The 17024-nt window shown below is 44.7% G+C and carries 17 protein-coding genes; 1 reads left to right on the top strand and 16 read right to left on the bottom strand.

Annotated elements, in window-relative coordinates; all coding sequences use genetic code 11:
- The 12 genes from smc to CW370_RS03780 all read right to left on the bottom strand — a co-directional run bounded on the left by smc (position 1) and on the right by CW370_RS03780 (position 14056).
- The gene (smc, locus tag CW370_RS03835) at positions 1-3561 is read right to left on the bottom strand and encodes a chromosome segregation protein SMC (protein WP_024572419.1); all 3561 of its coding nucleotides are present in this window, start codon (positions 3559-3561) and stop codon (positions 1-3) included.
- 100 nt (positions 3562-3661) lie between these two features.
- The gene (rncS, locus tag CW370_RS03830) at positions 3662-4411 is read right to left on the bottom strand and encodes a ribonuclease III (RefSeq protein WP_003232030.1); all 750 of its coding nucleotides are present in this window, start codon (positions 4409-4411) and stop codon (positions 3662-3664) included.
- Between the two features lie 139 nt (positions 4412-4550).
- A complete protein-coding gene (acpP, locus tag CW370_RS03825; RefSeq protein WP_003154310.1) occupies positions 4551-4784 on the bottom strand; it encodes an acyl carrier protein in 234 nt (77 codons plus the stop codon).
- An 83-nt stretch (positions 4785-4867) separates the two neighbouring features.
- Positions 4868-5608, bottom strand: coding sequence for a 3-oxoacyl-[acyl-carrier-protein] reductase (fabG, locus tag CW370_RS03820; protein WP_024572418.1), 741 nt, complete (start codon positions 5606-5608; stop codon positions 4868-4870).
- Complete coding sequence (fabD, locus tag CW370_RS03815; RefSeq protein WP_015383644.1) at positions 5601-6554, bottom strand: ACP S-malonyltransferase; 954 nt, start codon at positions 6552-6554, stop codon at positions 5601-5603. The genes fabG and fabD overlap by 8 nt, the downstream gene beginning before the upstream one ends.
- Before the next feature lie 18 nt (positions 6555-6572).
- Positions 6573-7574: a phosphate acyltransferase PlsX gene (gene plsX, locus CW370_RS03810; RefSeq protein WP_003232041.1), complete on the bottom strand. Its 1002-nt coding sequence runs from the start codon at positions 7572-7574 to the stop codon at positions 6573-6575.
- A 13-nt stretch (positions 7575-7587) separates the two neighbouring features.
- A complete protein-coding gene (gene fapR / locus CW370_RS03805; RefSeq protein WP_003232044.1) occupies positions 7588-8154 on the bottom strand; it encodes a transcription factor FapR in 567 nt (188 codons plus the stop codon).
- Between the two features lie 108 nt (positions 8155-8262).
- Positions 8263-10311 (bottom strand): ATP-dependent DNA helicase RecG, encoded by a 2049-nt coding sequence (gene recG, locus CW370_RS03800; protein ID WP_024572417.1) that lies wholly within the window; start codon positions 10309-10311, stop codon positions 8263-8265.
- On the bottom strand, positions 10289-11191 hold the full coding sequence (sdaAA, locus tag CW370_RS03795; RefSeq protein WP_003232049.1) for an L-serine ammonia-lyase, iron-sulfur-dependent, subunit alpha: 903 nt from the start codon (positions 11189-11191) through the stop codon (positions 10289-10291). The genes recG and sdaAA overlap by 23 nt, the downstream gene beginning before the upstream one ends.
- A 24-nt stretch (positions 11192-11215) precedes the next feature.
- Positions 11216-11878 (bottom strand): L-serine ammonia-lyase, iron-sulfur-dependent subunit beta, encoded by a 663-nt coding sequence (sdaAB, locus tag CW370_RS03790; protein ID WP_024572634.1) that lies wholly within the window; start codon positions 11876-11878, stop codon positions 11216-11218.
- A 138-nt stretch (positions 11879-12016) separates the two neighbouring features.
- A complete protein-coding gene (locus CW370_RS03785) occupies positions 12017-13678 on the bottom strand; it encodes a DAK2 domain-containing protein (protein ID WP_024572633.1) in 1662 nt (553 codons plus the stop codon).
- A gap of 15 nt (positions 13679-13693) precedes the next feature.
- Positions 13694-14056, bottom strand: coding sequence for an Asp23/Gls24 family envelope stress response protein (locus tag CW370_RS03780; RefSeq protein ID WP_003232054.1), 363 nt, complete (start codon positions 14054-14056; stop codon positions 13694-13696).
- A 276-nt stretch (positions 14057-14332) separates the two neighbouring features.
- Between CW370_RS03780 and rpmB the strand changes: the two genes are divergently transcribed.
- A complete protein-coding gene (gene rpmB, locus CW370_RS03775; protein WP_003221548.1) occupies positions 14333-14521 on the top strand; it encodes a 50S ribosomal protein L28 in 189 nt (62 codons plus the stop codon).
- Positions 14522-14593: 72 nt separating this feature from the next.
- Here the strand turns inward: rpmB and spoVM are convergent, their stop codons facing one another.
- The 4 genes from spoVM to rsgA form a co-directional block, all read right to left on the bottom strand.
- Entirely contained in the window at positions 14594-14674 is an 81-nt protein-coding gene (gene spoVM, locus CW370_RS03770; RefSeq protein WP_003221545.1) for a stage V sporulation protein SpoVM, read from the bottom strand.
- A gap of 71 nt (positions 14675-14745) precedes the next feature.
- Positions 14746-15390, bottom strand: a complete 645-nt coding sequence (locus CW370_RS03765) for a thiamine diphosphokinase (protein WP_014479765.1) — start codon at positions 15388-15390, stop codon at positions 14746-14748.
- Positions 15391-15462: 72 nt separating this feature from the next.
- Positions 15463-16116 (bottom strand): ribulose-phosphate 3-epimerase, encoded by a 654-nt coding sequence (rpe, locus tag CW370_RS03760; protein ID WP_003232058.1) that lies wholly within the window; start codon positions 16114-16116, stop codon positions 15463-15465.
- A gap of 4 nt (positions 16117-16120) precedes the next feature.
- Complete coding sequence (rsgA, locus tag CW370_RS03755) at positions 16121-17017, bottom strand: ribosome small subunit-dependent GTPase A (RefSeq protein WP_003232060.1); 897 nt, start codon at positions 17015-17017, stop codon at positions 16121-16123.
- Positions 17018-17024 lie beyond the last annotated feature (7 nt).

Here is a 17024-nt window from a genome sequence, read left to right as displayed (position 1 = left end):
TTACTGAACGAATTCTTTTGTTTCTTCCAGCTTGACTGAAATTACCTTGGAAACACCGGATTCCTGCATGGTTACGCCATAAAGCACATCCGCTTCCTCCATCGTTCCTTTTCTGTGGGTAATCACAATAAACTGGGTATCACTGCTGTATTTTTTTAAATACTGCGCAAAACGGAACACATTCGCTTCGTCGAGCGCAGCCTCTACTTCGTCAAGGACGCAAAACGGCACAGGACGAACCTTTAGGATTGAGAATAAGAGCGCTATAGCAGTAAGCGCACGCTCTCCGCCTGACAGGAGGTTTAAGTTTTGCAGCTTTTTCCCCGGCGGCTGAGCGATAATCTCGACTCCTGAATGAAGCAGATCGTTAGGATCAGTGAGCCTCAGTTCAGCTCGCCCTCCTCCGAATAAGGAGCGGAAAACTTGATCAAAGTGTGAGCGGATTTGGACGAATGTGTCATTAAAGCGTTTCGTCATTTCTTCATCCATTTCTTCAATCACTTGGAACAAGGTATTTTTCGCTTCTGTTAAATCTTCTTTTTGTTCCGACAGAAACTTGTACCGTTCGTTGACCCTCTCAAACTCATCTATGCTTCCGAGGTTCACGGTACCCAGCTCTTCAATTGCGAGTTTAATCAGCTTCACGCGCTTTCTGGCTTCCTCTGGATCAGTTTCAAGCTGATATTTCTCTTTTGCCCCCTCAAAGGACAAGCTGTATTCCTCCCGTAAGTATTGGAGTAAATTATCAAGCTCGACTTCCATTCGTCCAAGTTTGACTTCTTCGTCTTTTAAGAGCGTTGTTTTTTGTTTATACAGGCGTTTCATTTCTTTCAGCTCACGCTCATACGTATCAAGCCCATGCTGAAGCTTGATGCGCTGATCGCGCCTTAATGCAATCAGTTCGATCGTTTTCGTTTTGTCATTCAATTTATGTTTTGCTGCTTCTTCCAGCTTTTCTTCGCCGCTGGTGCTAGATGACATCTCTGACGTTAAGAAGCTTAAGTCTTCTTTTGCTTCTTTTAACGCAAGCTCTGTTTCAGTGAGCTCTTTCTTTAATCTGGCAAGGTTGTCCTCTTCCCCCTTGCAAGCCTGCTCTTTTTTGGCCGCTGCGATCTTCAGCTCAGTCAGCTCGTTGGAGAGAGACTCTTTCGTTGAGGATTGCGTTTGTTTTTGTTTTGTCAGTCTGTCTATGTCCTCTTCAAGCTGTTTCATCTTTTCAGATACGGCAGAGAGCTCTTCTTCAAGCTTGCGTTTGCGCACTTTTCTCTCTTCATCGCTTTCTGACAGAGCAGATTTTTCTTGGTCATAGAGCTCTAAATGGGTATTGATATTTTTCTCGGCAACTTGAAGTTCGTACAGCTGGCCTTTCACATCCTGCTGCTTTAACCTTAAGCCTTCCCCGGTTTCTCTTAAGTCAGCCAGTTTTTTCTCCATATCCTGAATGGAGTGCTTAAGGGTTTTGACCTCTTGTTCAAGCAGTGCCGTTTTCTCTTCCATTTCAGCGAGCCGTTTCGTCACATCTTCTAGCTCCCGGCTTCTTCCAAGGAGGGAGTTATTTTTCTTTTTAACCGCGCCGCCCGTCATTGAACCACCGGGGTTCACAACATCTCCTTCAAGGGTTACGATGCGGTACCGGTGCCCGAGAAGCTTTGCAAGCTCGTTTGCACCCTTTAAATCCTCTGTGATCAGCACGGTCCCAAGAAGGTTCTGGATGACGCTTCGATATGCAGGATCAAATGTGACAAGTTCACTGGCAACCCCGAGAAATGATGAATGCCGGGCGGCTGTTTCCGCGTCACGGCTTTGAAGCTGGCGGTCTCTAATAACAGAAAGAGGCAGAAACGTCGCCCGGCCGAAGGAATTCTGCTTTAAATATTGAATCGCTTTGCGGGCAGACTGTTCATCGTCGGTCACGACGTGTTGAGCAGAAGCGCCGAGCGCTATTTCAATGGCCGTTTCATACTTCTGTTCTGTAGAAATCAGCTCAAGAACCGCTCCGCGAATTCCGCCAAGGCGCTCTTTCGCTTTCAACACTTCTTTAACACCTTGATAAAAGCCGGAGAAATCTCCCTGCATCGTCTCAAGCATGTCCTTTTTTGCTCTCGCTTGCTGAACGTATTGGTATGCCTGATACAGAGCGGATTCATTTTTTTCGTATTGGCGCTTTTTCTGCTCATATTTTGTCTGCATATCACGATATGCACCGACTTGACTGTGAATCTCCTGCTCAATTCGGGCAAATTCCGTTTCACATGCGGCTTTACGCGCAGAAATATCACGCCGTTCCTGCAGGTGCTTTTCATTGTTGTCCGCGAGTCTCTGCAATGTGACAGCGGATTGGGACATCTGGTCATCAAGAAGCTGGAGTTCGTTGCGTATCGAAGCCTGGCTGTTTAACAGCTCAAAATAATCACTTTTCAGCTGCTCGATTTTCTCTTCGACATTTTCATTGTGAAGACTGAGAGCCTGCTGTTTTTCTTTTACTTGCGCCCTTAACTGCTTCACCTCAGCCTGAAGCGTTTCGAAGACAGCTTCCTGCTTCGAAAGCTCTTCTTTCAGAACCATTTCTTTTTGCTGGAACTGAACGATGGCTTCTTCAAGCTGTTCTTGGTTTTGCACAGCGTTTTTCTTTCGTTCTTTTAGGACTTCTTTACGGCCTTCAAGCTTTTCCAGCTCTTCACTTGTTACCAGTAAAACTTGCTGGAGCTCATCTACTGACTCATCAAGCGCTTGTATTTTGTCCCTTGTATCCTCAATCTTTGCTTCTTTCGCAGAAATAGCAGACGATTCAGCAAGCTCTTCTTCTTTTGCCATCTGCACTTTCTCTTTAAGAGTCGACCATTTACCATGCAGCTCTTCGATATCATAGGCAGTCAGCGCAATTTCAACATGCTCCAGCTCTTTCTTTTTCTCAAGGTAGTCTTTCGCTATTGAAGCTTGAATTTTAAGAGGTTCAACCTGTCCTTCAAGCTCATGTAATATATCTTCTACCCGATTTAGATTGTCCTGTGTCTCAAACAGTTTATTTTCTGCTTTTTTCTTTCTCGTTTTATATTTAAGCACCCCGGCCGCTTCTTCAAAGATACTGCGGCGATCCTCCGCTTTGCTGCTCAGGATCTCTTCCACTTTCCCTTGGCTGATAATAGAAAATGCTTCTTTACCAAGGCCAGAGTCCATAAATAAATCAATAATATCCTTCAAGCGGCACGGCTGATTGTTAATCAGAAACTCACTCTCACCTGATCTGTACACACGTCTTGTGACACTCACCTCGTGGAAGTCAATTGGCAAGAAATGATCATCATTATCAAGAGTAAGCGTAACTTCAGCTAGATTTAATCGCTTTCTTGAATCACTCCCGGCAAAAATGATGTCTTCCATTTTTCCGCCGCGAAGAGAGCGTGCCGATTGTTCGCCGAGAACCCAGCGAATGGCATCCGTGATGTTGCTTTTTCCGCTTCCGTTCGGCCCGACAACTGCTGTCACGCCTTTAACGAAGTCTACGGAAATCCGTTCTGCAAATGATTTAAATCCTATAACGTCTAAACGTTTGAGGAACATAGCGATCCTCCTTATGTAATAAGTATTTCAATTCTATCATAAACATTGGTGAAATAAGACGGCATACATACTGAAATCCCCCTGAGTCATAAGGGGGATTTTATTGTTTCGTATGGTGTTTTTGCAATTTAGCTAAAGCTTCCTGAGCAGCGTGCTGTTCGGCTTCTTTCTTTGAACGGCCGTTTCCGACTCCGAGTGGTTCACCTTTTAGAGATACGATGGCTTCAAATTCACGGTTGTGCGCAGGTCCTTTTTCGTTGGAGATTTTATACTCCAGAGAGCCTTTGCCGTCCCGCTGCACGTATTCCTGCAGCTGGCTTTTGAAATCCATCACATGAGAAAAAGCACCATCGTTAATTTTAGGGAACACATAAACTTTTAAGAAACTTTCGACCGGCTCTAATCCTTGGTCAAGGTACAAGGCTCCGATAAATGCCTCAAAAACATCCGCCAATAGAGCAGGACGCTTTCTTCCGCCTGTCATTTCCTCGCCTTTACCTAACAGGACAAGATCGCCGAATGACAGCTCGTGAGCCAATGAAACGAGAGACGGTTCGCAAACAATTGCGGCTCTCAATTTCGTCAAATCTCCTTCACTCATAGCCGGGTATTTGGCAAATAAGAATCTGGAGATCGTCAGTTCCAAAACAGCGTCACCTAAAAATTCAAGCCTTTCATTATCTTCATACGGCTTTTTCCGATGCTCATTCACATAAGATGAATGTGTAAATGCTTGATACAAAAGCTTTTCATTTTGAAAGTGAACCGAAATCCGTTCTTGAAACTCTTTAAATTGTTCTACTTTTTTATAGAACTTTTTTTTATCTTTATAATGTGAGTGTTTTGACATAGTAACCTCCATAGGCACATCAGGTTCACCGCGCTTCTCTGACTAAACCGGATACAGCGCGCGTAAAAGCGGCATGCTGTAATAACTGCACGAATAAAGGGCTAAAGCCCCGCGTTTCGGCGGGACTTTTAGCATCAGCTTATTGCTGGTTTTGTATGTAGTTCACAGCGTCGCCGACTGTTGCAATCTTTTCAGCATCTTCGTCAGAAATCTCCATATCAAACTCGTCTTCAAGTTCCATAACAAGCTCAACTACATCTAGGGAATCAGCACCTAAGTCTTCCTTGAAAGAAGCTTCAAGTTTGACGTCTGCTTCATCAACGCCAAGGCGATCTACGATGATTTTCGTTACACGCTCTAATGTGTCTGCCATAGCAATTCACCTCCCCTCAAGTATTATAGTGGATTCGTTTTTAAAAAACTAGAGAAACTATGATGAAATTTTCGAGAAAAAACTTACATCACCATTCCGCCGTCAATATGAAGCGTTTGGCCTGTCATATAACGAGCTCCCTCTGAAGCTAGGAACGTGACAACACTGCTGACATCGCTAGGATCACCAAAGCGCGCGAGCGGAATTTGTTTCAGCATTTCGTCTTGAACGTCTTTTGCAAGTTTATCTGTCATATCAGTTGAGATAAATCCTGGCGCTATTGCGTTTACCGTAATATTTCGGCTGGCGAGCTCTTTAGCAGAAGACTTGGTTAAACCGATGACGCCGGCTTTTGCAGCCACATAGTTGGCTTGTCCAGGGTTTCCGCTGACTCCGACGATAGACGATACGTTAATAATGCTGCCTGAACGCTGTTTCATCATTTGTCTTGTAACAGCTTTCGTGCAGTTGAAAACACCCTTCAGGTTAATGTTAATAACGTCATCCCATTCGTCTTCTTTCATTCTCATGATGAGATTGTCTCTTGTAATCCCGGCATTATTAACCAGAATGTCAATCGTAGAAAAAACTGATAGCGTTTCTTTTATCATGTTTTGTACATCTTCGGGATTTGATACATCCGCTTTGACAGCAATTGCGTTTCTGCCCATTGATTTGATTTCATCAACCACTTCATTTGCTTTCGCTTCATTGCCGGAGTAGTTCACGACAACATTGGCGCCGCTTTTTGCCAGATCAAGGGCGATTGAGCGGCCGATTCCGCGGGATGCGCCAGTGACAATAGCCGTTTTATCATTAAGCATTATCATTCTCCTCCTTAAGCGTTTGAATTGCCAGCTCGATCGTTTCCGGATCTGATACAGCAATTGTTTTTAACCGTCTATTTACTTTTTTCACAAGGCCTGAAAGCACTTTTCCGGGACCGATTTCAATAAAAGTCGTAACACCCTCTGCGATCAGCTTGTTAATGCTTTCCTCAAAACGAACCGGAGAGTAAAGCTGCTCAATAAGTTTTTCTTTGATATCTGCTTTTTCAGTCATCACGTCAGCAGAAACATTTGAGATGACCGGAACGTCAGCGTCTTTTATGTCACAGGCGTCCAATACCTCTTTCAGCTTTTCAGCAGCCGGTTTCATCAGTTCAGAATGGAACGGACCGCTTACTTCAAGCGGAATTGCGCGTTTTGCGCCGTTCTCTTTTGCCAGTTCAGATGCAAGCTCGACCCCTTTAGCTGTTCCGGAAATGACGATTTGGCCAGGACAGTTGAGATTCGCAAGCTGTACAAGGTTGCCTTCCTCTGTGACTTTATCGGTTACTTGCTTTAATGCTTCAGCATCCATGCCGAGAATCGCTGCCATTGCTCCTTCGCCAGCCGGCACCGCTTCATTCATAAACTCTCCGCGCTTTCTGACGGTATAAACAGCATCTTTGAAAGACAGAGCGCCAGCCGCAACCAGTGCAGAATATTCACCAAGGCTGTGTCCTGCTGTGAAATCAGGTGTAATGCCAGATTCTTTAAATTTCTCAAGAACAGCGATGCTTGTCGTAAGCAAAGCAGGCTGCGCATTGTATGTAAGTGTTAATTCTTCAGCAGCACCCTCAAAAATAAGCGAGCTGAGTTTTGTTTCTAATGTTTCATCGGCTTCATCAAACAGACGCTTTGCAGCAGGCACCTGCTCATAAAGCTCTTTTCCCATGCCGATAAATTGTGATCCCTGACCCGGGAATAAAAATGCAATCTTACTCATGATGTAAAAACCTCCAGACTACTCATCTGTTTTTTCTTCTTTCACTTCTTCCTGAATGAGCGCAGCCACATTTTGGCTGACCATCTCTCTTGCTTGCCGAATCGCATGGAATACAGCATTTGAATCTGAAGAGCCGTGCGCCTTGATCACAGGCGCTTTTAAGCCAAAAAGACTTGCTCCGCCATAATTCGAATACTCCATTTTCATTTTCATTTCTTTCAATTTTGGTTTCAGCACAGCTGCTGCAAGCTTGGATGTCAAAGTAGACGTCATTACGTCTCTCATCATTTTAAAAATTGACAACGCAGAGCCTTCCAGCGTTTTGAGTGTAACATTCCCGGTAAAGCCGTCTGTTACTACAACATCCGCCACATCATCTAAAAGGTCTCGCGCTTCCACGTTTCCGATAAAATTGATGTTTGCTGTTTCTTTTAAAATTTGAAACGTCTGCTTCGTCAGTTCGTTTCCTTTTTTATCTTCTGTTCCGACATTTAAAAGTCCGACTCTCGGTGAAGTGACACCGCGCACTTGCTGAGAATAAACAGAACCCATGATGGCGTATTGAACGAGGTGCTCGGGTTTGGCATCGACATTGGCGCCGACATCAAGGAGAAGAAATCCATCTCCCGAAACAGTCGGAAGTGTCGGGGCAAGCGCCGGACGGTCAATTCCTTTAATTCTTCCGACAATAAAGAGACCGGCTGTCATTAATGCACCGGTATTTCCTGCTGAAATGCAGGCGTCAGCTCTGTTTTCCGCAACCTCCTGCGCCATAAGAACCATAGATGAGTTCTTTTTTCTTCGCACGGCACGGACAGGTTCATCAGTAGGCTCAATCACTTCATCTGCGTGCAGCACCGTGATGCGATCTGATGTAGTTGTTAAATGTGATTCTATCGTTGTTTTGTCACCGACAAGTGTGATATGGAGATCATCAAATGCCTCTATACCTTTTATAACTCCGTCAATAACAGCTTTGGGAGCGTGGTCTCCTCCCATTGCATCTACAGCTATTCTCATGCATGCTCCACCTTTATGAATGTTTTGAACGATACATGTCAAAGCGTCCAGAAAAAACAATTTCTTCGCCAACGTAGCTGTTCACTTCGACAACCGTTCTTCCTTTTTCTTTTTCGACAGCCGTCACTTTCGCTTTTGCTACGACACGTTCACCCTGCTTTACCTGTCTTGTAAAGCGGATGTCTGCACTTGCAGTCAGCGCCAGCTCGTCATCAATGACTGCAACGGCCAAAGAATTCGCCTGTGCAAATAAATGGTGTCCTCTCGCAATCTGATTCCGGCTGAACACGTGCTCCTGTTTTATTTCTAAAATGGATATCGCCTGATCATCCAGCTCAAGGTCAATAATTTCTCCGATAACTTCATCAAGTGACAGAGACTTCACTTCGTCCTCAAGTGTTTTCTCTGCGACGTTCTTAATTCTTTCTCTCAGTTCAGGTATGGAAAGCTCTAAGCGGTCCAAACGTATCGTCTGGATGCTCACCCCGAATTTACCCGCTAATTCTTCATCTGTAATAAAGGGGGTTGCTTGAATCGTCTGCTGAAGTAATTCCTGGCGTTCTCTCTTATTTCTTCTCATATCTAAACACCATCCGGACAATTAAGACTAGGTACTAATAGTAGTATATAATTTCATAGATTGGAATGCAACGATTGTTTCTGGCTGAACACCAAAAACTTCTGATACTCAGCTTAATTTTTCCCCGTCCATTACTCCGCTCTTCAGCAATTCATCTCTTAACACAGCGTATTCCGGCTCCTTCCAGAACGCGTCAGAAGCCACAAGATTCGCAGCATCCTGCCTTGCCGTTTCAAGCGCTCTGTAATCATGAACCATGTCCGCCACTTTAAATTCCGGCATTCCGCTTTGTTTTTTCCCGAAGAAATCACCGGGACCTCTCAGTTCCAGATCCTTTTCAGACAGCTCGAAACCGTCATTGGTCTCCGACATGATCCTCATCCGTTCTTTCCCTGTTTCTGATTTTGGATCAGCCATCAGAATACAGAAAGATTGATGCTCACCCCGTCCAACACGGCCGCGCAGCTGGTGAAGCTGTGATAGCCCGAAACGGTCGGCGTCATAAATCACCATAATCGTTGCATTCGGAACATTCACGCCAACCTCCACAACAGTGGTTGATACGAGAATTTGACAGTGATTTGCGCTGAATTCTCTCATGACCTGGTCTTTTTCATCGGAATGCAGCTTTCCATGCATAAGGCCGACATTCCATTTTCCCCGAAAAATATCAGAAAGCATATTGTACACGTCAATGGCGTTTTGCACATCAAGCTTGTCTGATTCTTCAATCAGCGGACAGATGATATAAGCCTGCCTGCCTTGCTTTAATTCTTTTTCGACAAATGCCAAAATACGATCCAGCATGTCATGTTTTACCCAATAGGTTTCAATTCTCTTTCGTCCAGCCGGCATCTCATCGATGACAGATACATCCATTTCACCGAACACTGTGATCGCTAATGTTCTTGGGATTGGAGTGGCTGTCATAAAGAGAACATCGGGATCCTGCCCTTTGTTCCGAAGCTTTTTGCGCTGCTCAACTCCAAATCTGTGCTGTTCATCAGTAATAACGAGACTCAGCGCCTTAAACTCCACCTCGTCTTGGATTAAAGCGTGGGTTCCTACAAGAATATCAATCTCACCCGCCGCAAGACGCTCAAGCAGTTCTTTTCGCCGCTTCCCTTTAACAGAGCTTGTCAAAAGAGCAACGTTGACGTCCCATTTTTCAAATAGCGAAACGAGCGAATCAGCATGCTGCTCGGCCAGAATTTCTGTCGGCACCATGAGCGCTCCTTGGTATCCGGATAGGATCGCGGCATACAGTGCAATGGCGGCGACTGCCGTTTTTCCTGATCCAACGTCCCCTTGAAGAAGACGGTTCATTCTGTATGGAGAAGACATGTCTGCTGTTATTTCGCGAAGTACGCGTGACTGGGCGTTTGTGAGGGGAAACGGGAGGCTTTTGATAAATCTCATGAGTTCTTCATTTGAAAAACGCTGCCGTATCCCTTGTGTCTGCTCTCTTTCCGCCTTTCGGAACGCCTGCATTTTCAACTGAAACAACAAAAATTCTTCATAAACAAACCGCCGTCTGGCAAGCTTTAATGCTTCCCTTGTTTCAGGCTGGTGCATTGCTTTTAACGCTTGATAATAGTCAGGCAGTTTATAGCTTTTTCTTAGCTTTTCCGGAAGAGGATCAGGAAGTGAGTCTGCATATTGGGTCAGCGCCTGCTGAATAAAGCGCCTCATCATTTTGACGGTAACATTTTCTTTCACAGAATACACTGGTTCAATGCTTTTGTCTTCTTGATGCGGCCCGTTTTTCAACTCCTGAACAGAGATGGTTTGGCGGTGCTTGTCCCATTTACCTGAAACCGTCACCACAGAGCCGAGCGAAAGCTTCTTCTTCAAATAAGGCCGGTTAAAACATACGGCTGTGATTAAATAGTGGCCGACCAGAAGCCTGAATGTCAGCCTGTTTCGTTTTTTTCCGTAATAGGTAAGAGAAGGCTCTGAATGAACCTTCCCTTCGACTGTGACTCTTTCATCATGCTTTACTTCTTCTAAATCCCTCAGCTCGTAGTCATCATAGCGATAAGGGAAATAATTCAGAAGATCAGAAATGTCATAAATACCGAGTTCGTGTAATGTTTTTTCTGTTTCCGGCCCAATACCCTTAATGTTAGCTATACTAGTTTGCTGATGTTGTTTCACGTGAACCTAGCGCTCCTCCGAAAATTTTTTTCTCTAATTCTCTTCCTGTCGGTGTTGCCGCTAAACCGCCTTGGCCTGTTTCTCTAAGTGCAGTTGGCATCGTTTGGCCTATTTTATACATGGCATCGATAACCTCATCACATGGAATACGGCTTGTAATGCCCGCCAATGCCATATCAGCGGCAATCATCGCATTTGACGCGCCCATCGCATTCCGTTTCACGCAAGGCACCTCAACAAGCCCTGCAACAGGGTCGCACACGAGGCCTAGCATATTTTTTAATGTAATGGCCATGGCCTCCGCGCTTTGTTCGGGTGTTCCTCCTGCCATTTCAACAATGGCCGCAGCCGCCATGCCTGAAGCTGATCCAACCTCTGCCTGACATCCTCCGGCGGCGCCGGAAATGCTTGCGTTATTAGCCACGACAAATCCAAAAGCCCCGGCTGTAAACAAAAAGCGGATCATTTGTTCTCTTGTTGGATTCAGCTTTTCTTTTACAGCAAATAACGTACCGGGCACCACACCGGCAGAACCTGCAGTCGGTGTCGCACAGATGGTTCCCATTGCTGCATTTACTTCATTTGTTGCAACGGCTTTCGATACAGCATCTAAAATCAGCGGGCCAGACAGGCTTTTTCCTGATCGAATATAGGCCTGCAATTTAACGGCATCTCCGCCTGTTAAGCCCGTTTGGCTCGTAACTCCCTCGAGTCCTTTCTGAACCGCCGCTTCCATAACAGACAGGTTATGATCCATCTGCTGAAAAATGTCCTCTTTTGTTTTTTCTGTTACTTCCATCTCTTGCGCTATCATCACATCAGAGATCAATATTTGTTTTTCTTTAGTAATCTCAATTAATTCTTTTACATTACGAAACATAACTGGCTCCTCCTGACCCTTTCGCTAGTCAGCAATCTTTGTCACTTGAATAATATTCGGCAGCTTCGACAGCTCGTCGAGAATGTGGTCGTCAATATATTGATCGACCTCTATTGTCATCAGCGCAAGCTGGCCAATATCTTTCCGGGCTACTTCCATATGTCCTACGTTGATTGAAAATTTCGCCAAAACATTGGCAACACCGGCAATTGTGCCAAATTTGTCATTATGAACAACTAATATGGCCGGATGATTTCCTGACAGCCGGAGCTCAAAACCATTCAATTCTGTGATTTCAATCTTTCCTCCGCCAATCGAAATACCCGTCAGTTCAAGCTCACCCTTTTCATCAGAAATGGTGATTTTTGCTGTGTTCGGATGGACCGGGACAGCGTCTTCTACCCGAAACTCTATATCAATTCCTTTAGCTTCTGCAATTTGTATAGCGGTTTTAATCCGTTCGTCGAATGTATCAAAATCAAGCAATCCGCCGATAATCGCGACATCTGTGCCGTGGCCCTTATACGTTTCCGCAAACGAGCCGTAAAAAGATACAATGATGCGCTCAGGCTCTCTGCCAAATAAACTTCTGGCCACTCTCCCGATTCTAGCAGCTCCCGCTGTATGAGAGCTGGACGGACCGATCATAACCGGGCCGATAATATCAAAAACGCTTCTGTATTTCATGCTATTCCTCCTTATGAACCAGAGCTTATTAGCGCTTTGCTTCTAGACTAATTGATCAGATATAAAATGGCAAGCGGACGCGTTACAGCGCTGCCGCACTTAAAAGCAGACATAAGAATAGAAGGGCAATTTGCCCTTCTATTCTGCAGAAACTATATACGAATACAGAGGCTGTTTCCCATTGTGGATCTCAACCTCAATCTCCTCGTACTTTTCACTGAGAAACGCTTCAAGCTGCTCAGCTTCTTCCTGAGACGCATCCTCACCATATAGAATGGTCACGATTTCATCATCTTCTCCGATCATTTCTGACAGCAGCATTTTCGCGGCTGACAGCTGATTTTCAGAAGTGCCGATAATCGTTCCATTCAGAATGCCCATAAAGTCGCCTTTTTTAATATCTTTACCGTCAATATGAGTATCTCTGACTGAGAACGTCACCTGTCCGCTTTTTACTTGCTGAATGGCGCTTAGCATATTGGCCTCGTTCGCTTCAGCTGCTTGATCCGGGTTAAAAGCCAGCAGGGCTGACATCCCTTGCGGAACCGTTTTAGCAGGAATGACAAAAACCTGTTCATCCACTACGCTGGCCGCTTGGTTAGCAGCCATGATAATGTTGGAGTTGTTAGGCAGGATAAATACCGTATCTGCATTTACAGACTTCACGGCATCAACAATATCCTCAGTGCTTGGGTTCATGGTCTGGCCGCCTTCGATCACAACAGAAGCGCCAATGCTTTTGAATAGGTCTGAAATTCCTTCTCCCATCGCCACAGTCACAATGCCATACGGCTGTTTTGCCGGCGGTGTTTCGTTGTCTGCAGGTTTGCTTTCTTGACTGATGATAGAGGTATGCTGTTCTCTCATATTTTCTATTTTTATTTTGATCAATTCACCGTAATGCTGGGCGTAGTTTAACACGTTTCCCGGCTCTTCAGCATGAATATGAACCTTCGCCAGCGATTCATCCGCAATCACAAGCAGAGAATCTCCGAACTGGCTGAGGTCTTGCCTGAACGTACCTTCGTCGAACTCTCTTTTTGTCTGATCAAGCCTAACCATCACTTCGGTACAGAATCCAAATTCAATATCTTCGGTATTCATCATGCTTTGCGCGCTCTTGTGATGCTCTGCGCTGACCATGTCGTCAAGTGACGGAAGAACTGCTTTCTGAGGTACAGTTTCACCTTTTAATGAAGCAAGGAAACCTTCATACACACAGAGCAGGCCTTTGCCCCCGCTATCGACAACTCCTACTTCCTTTAGGACAGGTAGCAATTCAGGGGTGCGGTTTAAAGACGCCTCTGCTTCTTCTGTCACTGCAATCATCAGCGCAGTGATATCGGTTTCTTTTTCTGCTAAGATCATCGCTTTTTTTGCAGCGTCTTTTGCAACTGTTAAAATGGTGCCCTCTACAGGTTTCATGACAGCTTTATACGCCATGTCTACACCTGCTTGCAGCGCAGCAGCAAACTCAAGTGCATTAATTTCTTTTTTCGTTTCAATGCTTTTGCTAAATCCGCGGAACAATTGGGATAGGATAACTCCTGAATTTCCGCGTGCTCCCATGAGCAGCCCTTTAGATAACGCGGAGCCCACCTTCCCGATATCATCCGTATCCATTTGTTCAACTTCTCTTGCTCCGGAAGTCATCGACAGGTTCATATTTGTTCCCGTATCACCGTCCGGCACCGGAAACACGTTCAGTGCATCAACTGCACTGGCGTTTTGAGACAGATTCTGCGCTCCCGCAAGAATCATCTCGGCAAAGGTTCTGCCGTCTAATGTTCTGATAGACAATCCTACTCCTCCTAACTACGGGTTCGTCACTCGTACGCCTTGGACATAAATATTGACAGAGTCCACTGCCAGTCCGATGGTTTGATTTACTGTGTACTTTACTTTTGTTTGGACATTATGTGCCACTTCAGAAATTTTCGTGCCGTAGCTGACAATGATATACATGTCGATATGTATCTGTTCTCCTTCTTGGCGAACTTGGACACCCCTGCTGAAATTCTCTTTCCGAAGGATTTCAGTCAGTCCGTCTTTAATCTGGTTTTTAGAGGCCATGCCGACAATGCCGTAACAGTCAACCGCCGCGCCTCCTGCAACCATCGCGATGACTTCATTAGATATATCAATCTGTCCGTACTTCGTTCTTAATTCAATGGACACACTAGTTCCTCCTTCGAATGCATAGAGTTACAGCTATTCTACTATATGGTTTCCATTATGAAAAGACCAGGCAATAATCGCTGGCCGTACCTCTACATATACTATAGCGCTGCTGTTTCCGCAAGATGTCAAGTGAATTTTCTTGAAAGATGATGAAACAATAGTTGCAAACGTTTTTTAGCTGTGGTAAATTATTTAAAGTATCCATATCGAAAGCATCTAAGATTATATGAATGTTAAAAAGTAGATGTTTTGTGCAAGTGAGGAGGGAAACAAATGGCACGTAAATGCGTTATCACAGGTAAAAAAACAACAGCTGGGAATAACCGTTCTCACGCAATGAACGCTTCTAAGCGCACTTGGGGCGCGAATCTTCAAAAGGTTCGTATCCTTGTGAACGGAAAACCTAAAAAAGTATATGTATCTGCTCGAGCTTTGAAATCCGGTAAAGTTGAGCGTGTATAACAAAATGAACGCCTGCCTCGATATGTGGCAGGCGTTTTTATGTGGTGAAAGAGGGCTTTGAACCCCTGGGCATTAATCTTTTCTAAATGAGCCCAGCATCGCCCGGACAATTCCTCCTAAAAACTTCGGCAATTTAATGGTGTAAAATTTCATTTTTGTCCCCTCCTATAACGTCCCGTAACCGCCTTGTTCATTGTTTTCAGCAATTGAATGAAAGCACATGCTTAATCCGTGCTTCTTATCATTATTAATATGCCTTTTGCAAACGAAAAAGTACCTCGTGAATGAATGAGTTCGTTACTAATACATAGTGTTGAACCGAGCGTAATATGACAATTATTTAGAGGATATTTAAAACCGGTCAGGGTCAGCTCATGTATGTCTTCGGAAAACGGTATGAAGGAGATATATCGCTTATTTTCATCCTTCTCAATATCATATTCACCAGGAGGGAACATTTGAATATGATTTTGTTTGTCTATCAGCCTAATTTTTATGTTTGTTTTTACACCTCTATACAGAAGCTGAATGTTTCCTAAAAAATGATCAGCTCTGCCGCCTGTAATGCCGAAAATCTGAATAATATCCGGCTGCTTTTCCAGCGCCCAATCAAGGGCGAGGTCTAAATCTGTTTGATCTTTTTCTGCTTGATACACATGAAGGGCGGGAGCGGCTTTTTCTATTCGCCGGCGTTCTTGCTCTGTTATGCTGTCAAAATCTCCGAAGGCTTCAACAGGAATGATCCCGGCATCTAAGAGAGTGACGGTGCCTTTGTCAACACCGATCCAAAGCGTGTGTTCATCCGTATAGCCGGTTAGATCGGGAATGAGATTTTTCGGGCCTCCCGCAACGATATTAATTGTTTTCATCTCTGATTCCTTTCTCTGCATACAGGAAAAAGAGCTTAGGCTATTGTATGCCCAGCTCTTTTCTAAAGCTGCTTATTTACTTCCTCTGATTTCAGAAATTGCTTTTTTGCGGTCAGACTGGCCATAAACAGCTGAACCGGCAACGAGTAAATTTGCGCCCGCTTCAATGACGAGCGGAGCGGTTTCTTTGTTGACGCCGCCGTCTACTTCAATTAACAGATCTTTTTTTCCTTTTTCATCCGCCATTCGCTTAACCTCTTTTATTTTAGGAAGGACTGAATGAATAAATTTCTGCCCGCCGAAGCCCGGGTTCACCGTCATTAAAAGAACAAGATCAAGATCGTCGAAAACGTGCTCGATGACTTGAACAGGAGTATGCGGGTTTAGAACTACTCCGGCCTTCACTCCTTGCTCTTTAATGAGCTGGATGGTACGGTGCAGGTGCGGACATGCCTCAGCATGCACAGACAGGATATCTGCGCCTGCTTTCGCAAAAGCCGGGATATAACGATCCGGCTCTTCTATCATTAAATGGACATCAAGCGGCAGATCCGTTACCGGCCGGACTGCTTCTACAATCAGCGGACCGATTGTGATATTCGGGACAAAATGGCCGTCCATAACATCAATATGAATACAATCGGCTCCGCCTTTTTCTACATCTTTAATCTCATTGCCTAAAGCGGCAAAATCAGCGGAAAGAATAGATGGTGCAACCTTTATCATTATGCTAATACCTCGGCTTTCTGTCTTTAATCTCCGTCATAAATTCAACATAATGGTCATAGCGATACTGCTTTAATTCCCCGTCTTCAACAGCTTGTTTCACCGCACATTTCGGCTCTTTCAGATGTAAACAGCCTCTAAATTTGCATGAAGAGCTTTTTTCTCTGATATCAGGGAAGGTATAGCCCAGCTCTTCTTCCTCAATGTCTGTAAATTCAAGCGAGCTGAATCCCGGTGTATCTGCAACCAAACCTCCGGACGTGTGAATCAGCTCCACGTGGCGGGTTGTGTGTTTCCCGCGGCCCAAATGCTCGGAAATCTCGTTTGTTCTCAATCCGAGCTCCGGGCTGATCGCGTTGAGAAGCGAGGATTTCCCAACACCGGACTGACCGGCAAATACCGTTGTTTTATCCTGAAAATGCGGGATGATGTCCGCTAAACTATCTTGGTCCTTAGAGGAGGTAAGGTATACGTCATAACCAATATTCCGATAGTCTTCTGCATAGGCTTGTATCGTATCTTCTGTATCTTGATCTTCAATCAGATCCATTTTAGTAATGCATATAATCGGCTGAATATCATTGGCCTCAACGAGAACCAGGAAGCGGTCAAGCAATGCCGTGCTGAAAGAAGGCTGAACCGCTGAGAAAACCAGGACCGCTTGATCAACGTTGCAAATTGGCGGCCTGATAAGCTCATTGGTTCTTTCTTTAATTTCCATAAGATATCCTTCTTTGTCATTTTCAGCCTGGTACACAACGTAATCACCGACAAGAGGGGTAATTTTGTTTTTTCTGAAAATGCCTCTTCCTCTGCATTGTATTACTTTATCTGAATCCTCTGATTCATCCAGTACATAGTAAAAGCCGCTTAGCGCCTTAATAATTTTGCCCTCAGGCATATTTTCC

The organism is Bacillus sp. SN32, from assembly GCF_002837495.1.
Taxonomy (GTDB): Bacteria; Bacillota; Bacilli; order Bacillales; family Bacillaceae; genus Bacillus; species Bacillus subtilis.
Note: the sequence above shows the minus strand (reverse complement) of the source record. Positions and strands in the feature narration are given on the sequence as shown.

Excerpts from the sequence above, each read along its gene's own strand:
- smc (WP_024572419.1), bottom strand. The coding sequence starts at position 3,561 with ATGTTCCTCAAACGTTTAGACGTTATAGGATTTAAATCATTTGCAGAA.
- rncS (WP_003232030.1), bottom strand. The coding sequence starts at position 4,411 with ATGTCAAAACACTCACATTATAAAGATAAAAAAAAGTTCTATAAAAAA.
- acpP (WP_003154310.1), bottom strand. The coding sequence starts at position 4,784 with ATGGCAGACACATTAGAGCGTGTAACGAAAATCATCGTAGATCGCCTT.
- fabG (WP_024572418.1), bottom strand. The coding sequence starts at position 5,608 with ATGCTTAATGATAAAACGGCTATTGTCACTGGCGCATCCCGCGGAATC.
- fabD (WP_015383644.1), bottom strand. The coding sequence starts at position 6,554 with ATGAGTAAGATTGCATTTTTATTCCCGGGTCAGGGATCACAATTTATC.
- plsX (WP_003232041.1), bottom strand. The coding sequence starts at position 7,574 with ATGAGAATAGCTGTAGATGCAATGGGAGGAGACCACGCTCCCAAAGCT.
- fapR (WP_003232044.1), bottom strand. The coding sequence starts at position 8,154 with ATGAGAAGAAATAAGAGAGAACGCCAGGAATTACTTCAGCAGACGATT.
- sdaAA (WP_003232049.1), bottom strand. The coding sequence starts at position 11,191 with ATGTTTCGTAATGTAAAAGAATTAATTGAGATTACTAAAGAAAAACAA.
- sdaAB (WP_024572634.1), bottom strand. The coding sequence starts at position 11,878 with ATGAAATACAGAAGCGTTTTTGATATTATCGGCCCGGTTATGATCGGT.
- rpmB (WP_003221548.1), top strand. The coding sequence starts at position 14,333 with ATGGCACGTAAATGCGTTATCACAGGTAAAAAAACAACAGCTGGGAAT.
- spoVM (WP_003221545.1), bottom strand. The coding sequence starts at position 14,674 with ATGAAATTTTACACCATTAAATTGCCGAAGTTTTTAGGAGGAATTGTC.
- CW370_RS03765 (WP_014479765.1), bottom strand. The coding sequence starts at position 15,390 with ATGAAAACAATTAATATCGTTGCGGGAGGCCCGAAAAATCTCATTCCC.
- rpe (WP_003232058.1), bottom strand. The coding sequence starts at position 16,116 with ATGATAAAGGTTGCACCATCTATTCTTTCCGCTGATTTTGCCGCTTTA.
- rsgA (WP_003232060.1), bottom strand. The coding sequence starts at position 17,017 with ATGCCTGAGGGCAAAATTATTAAGGCGCTAAGCGGCTTTTACTATGTA.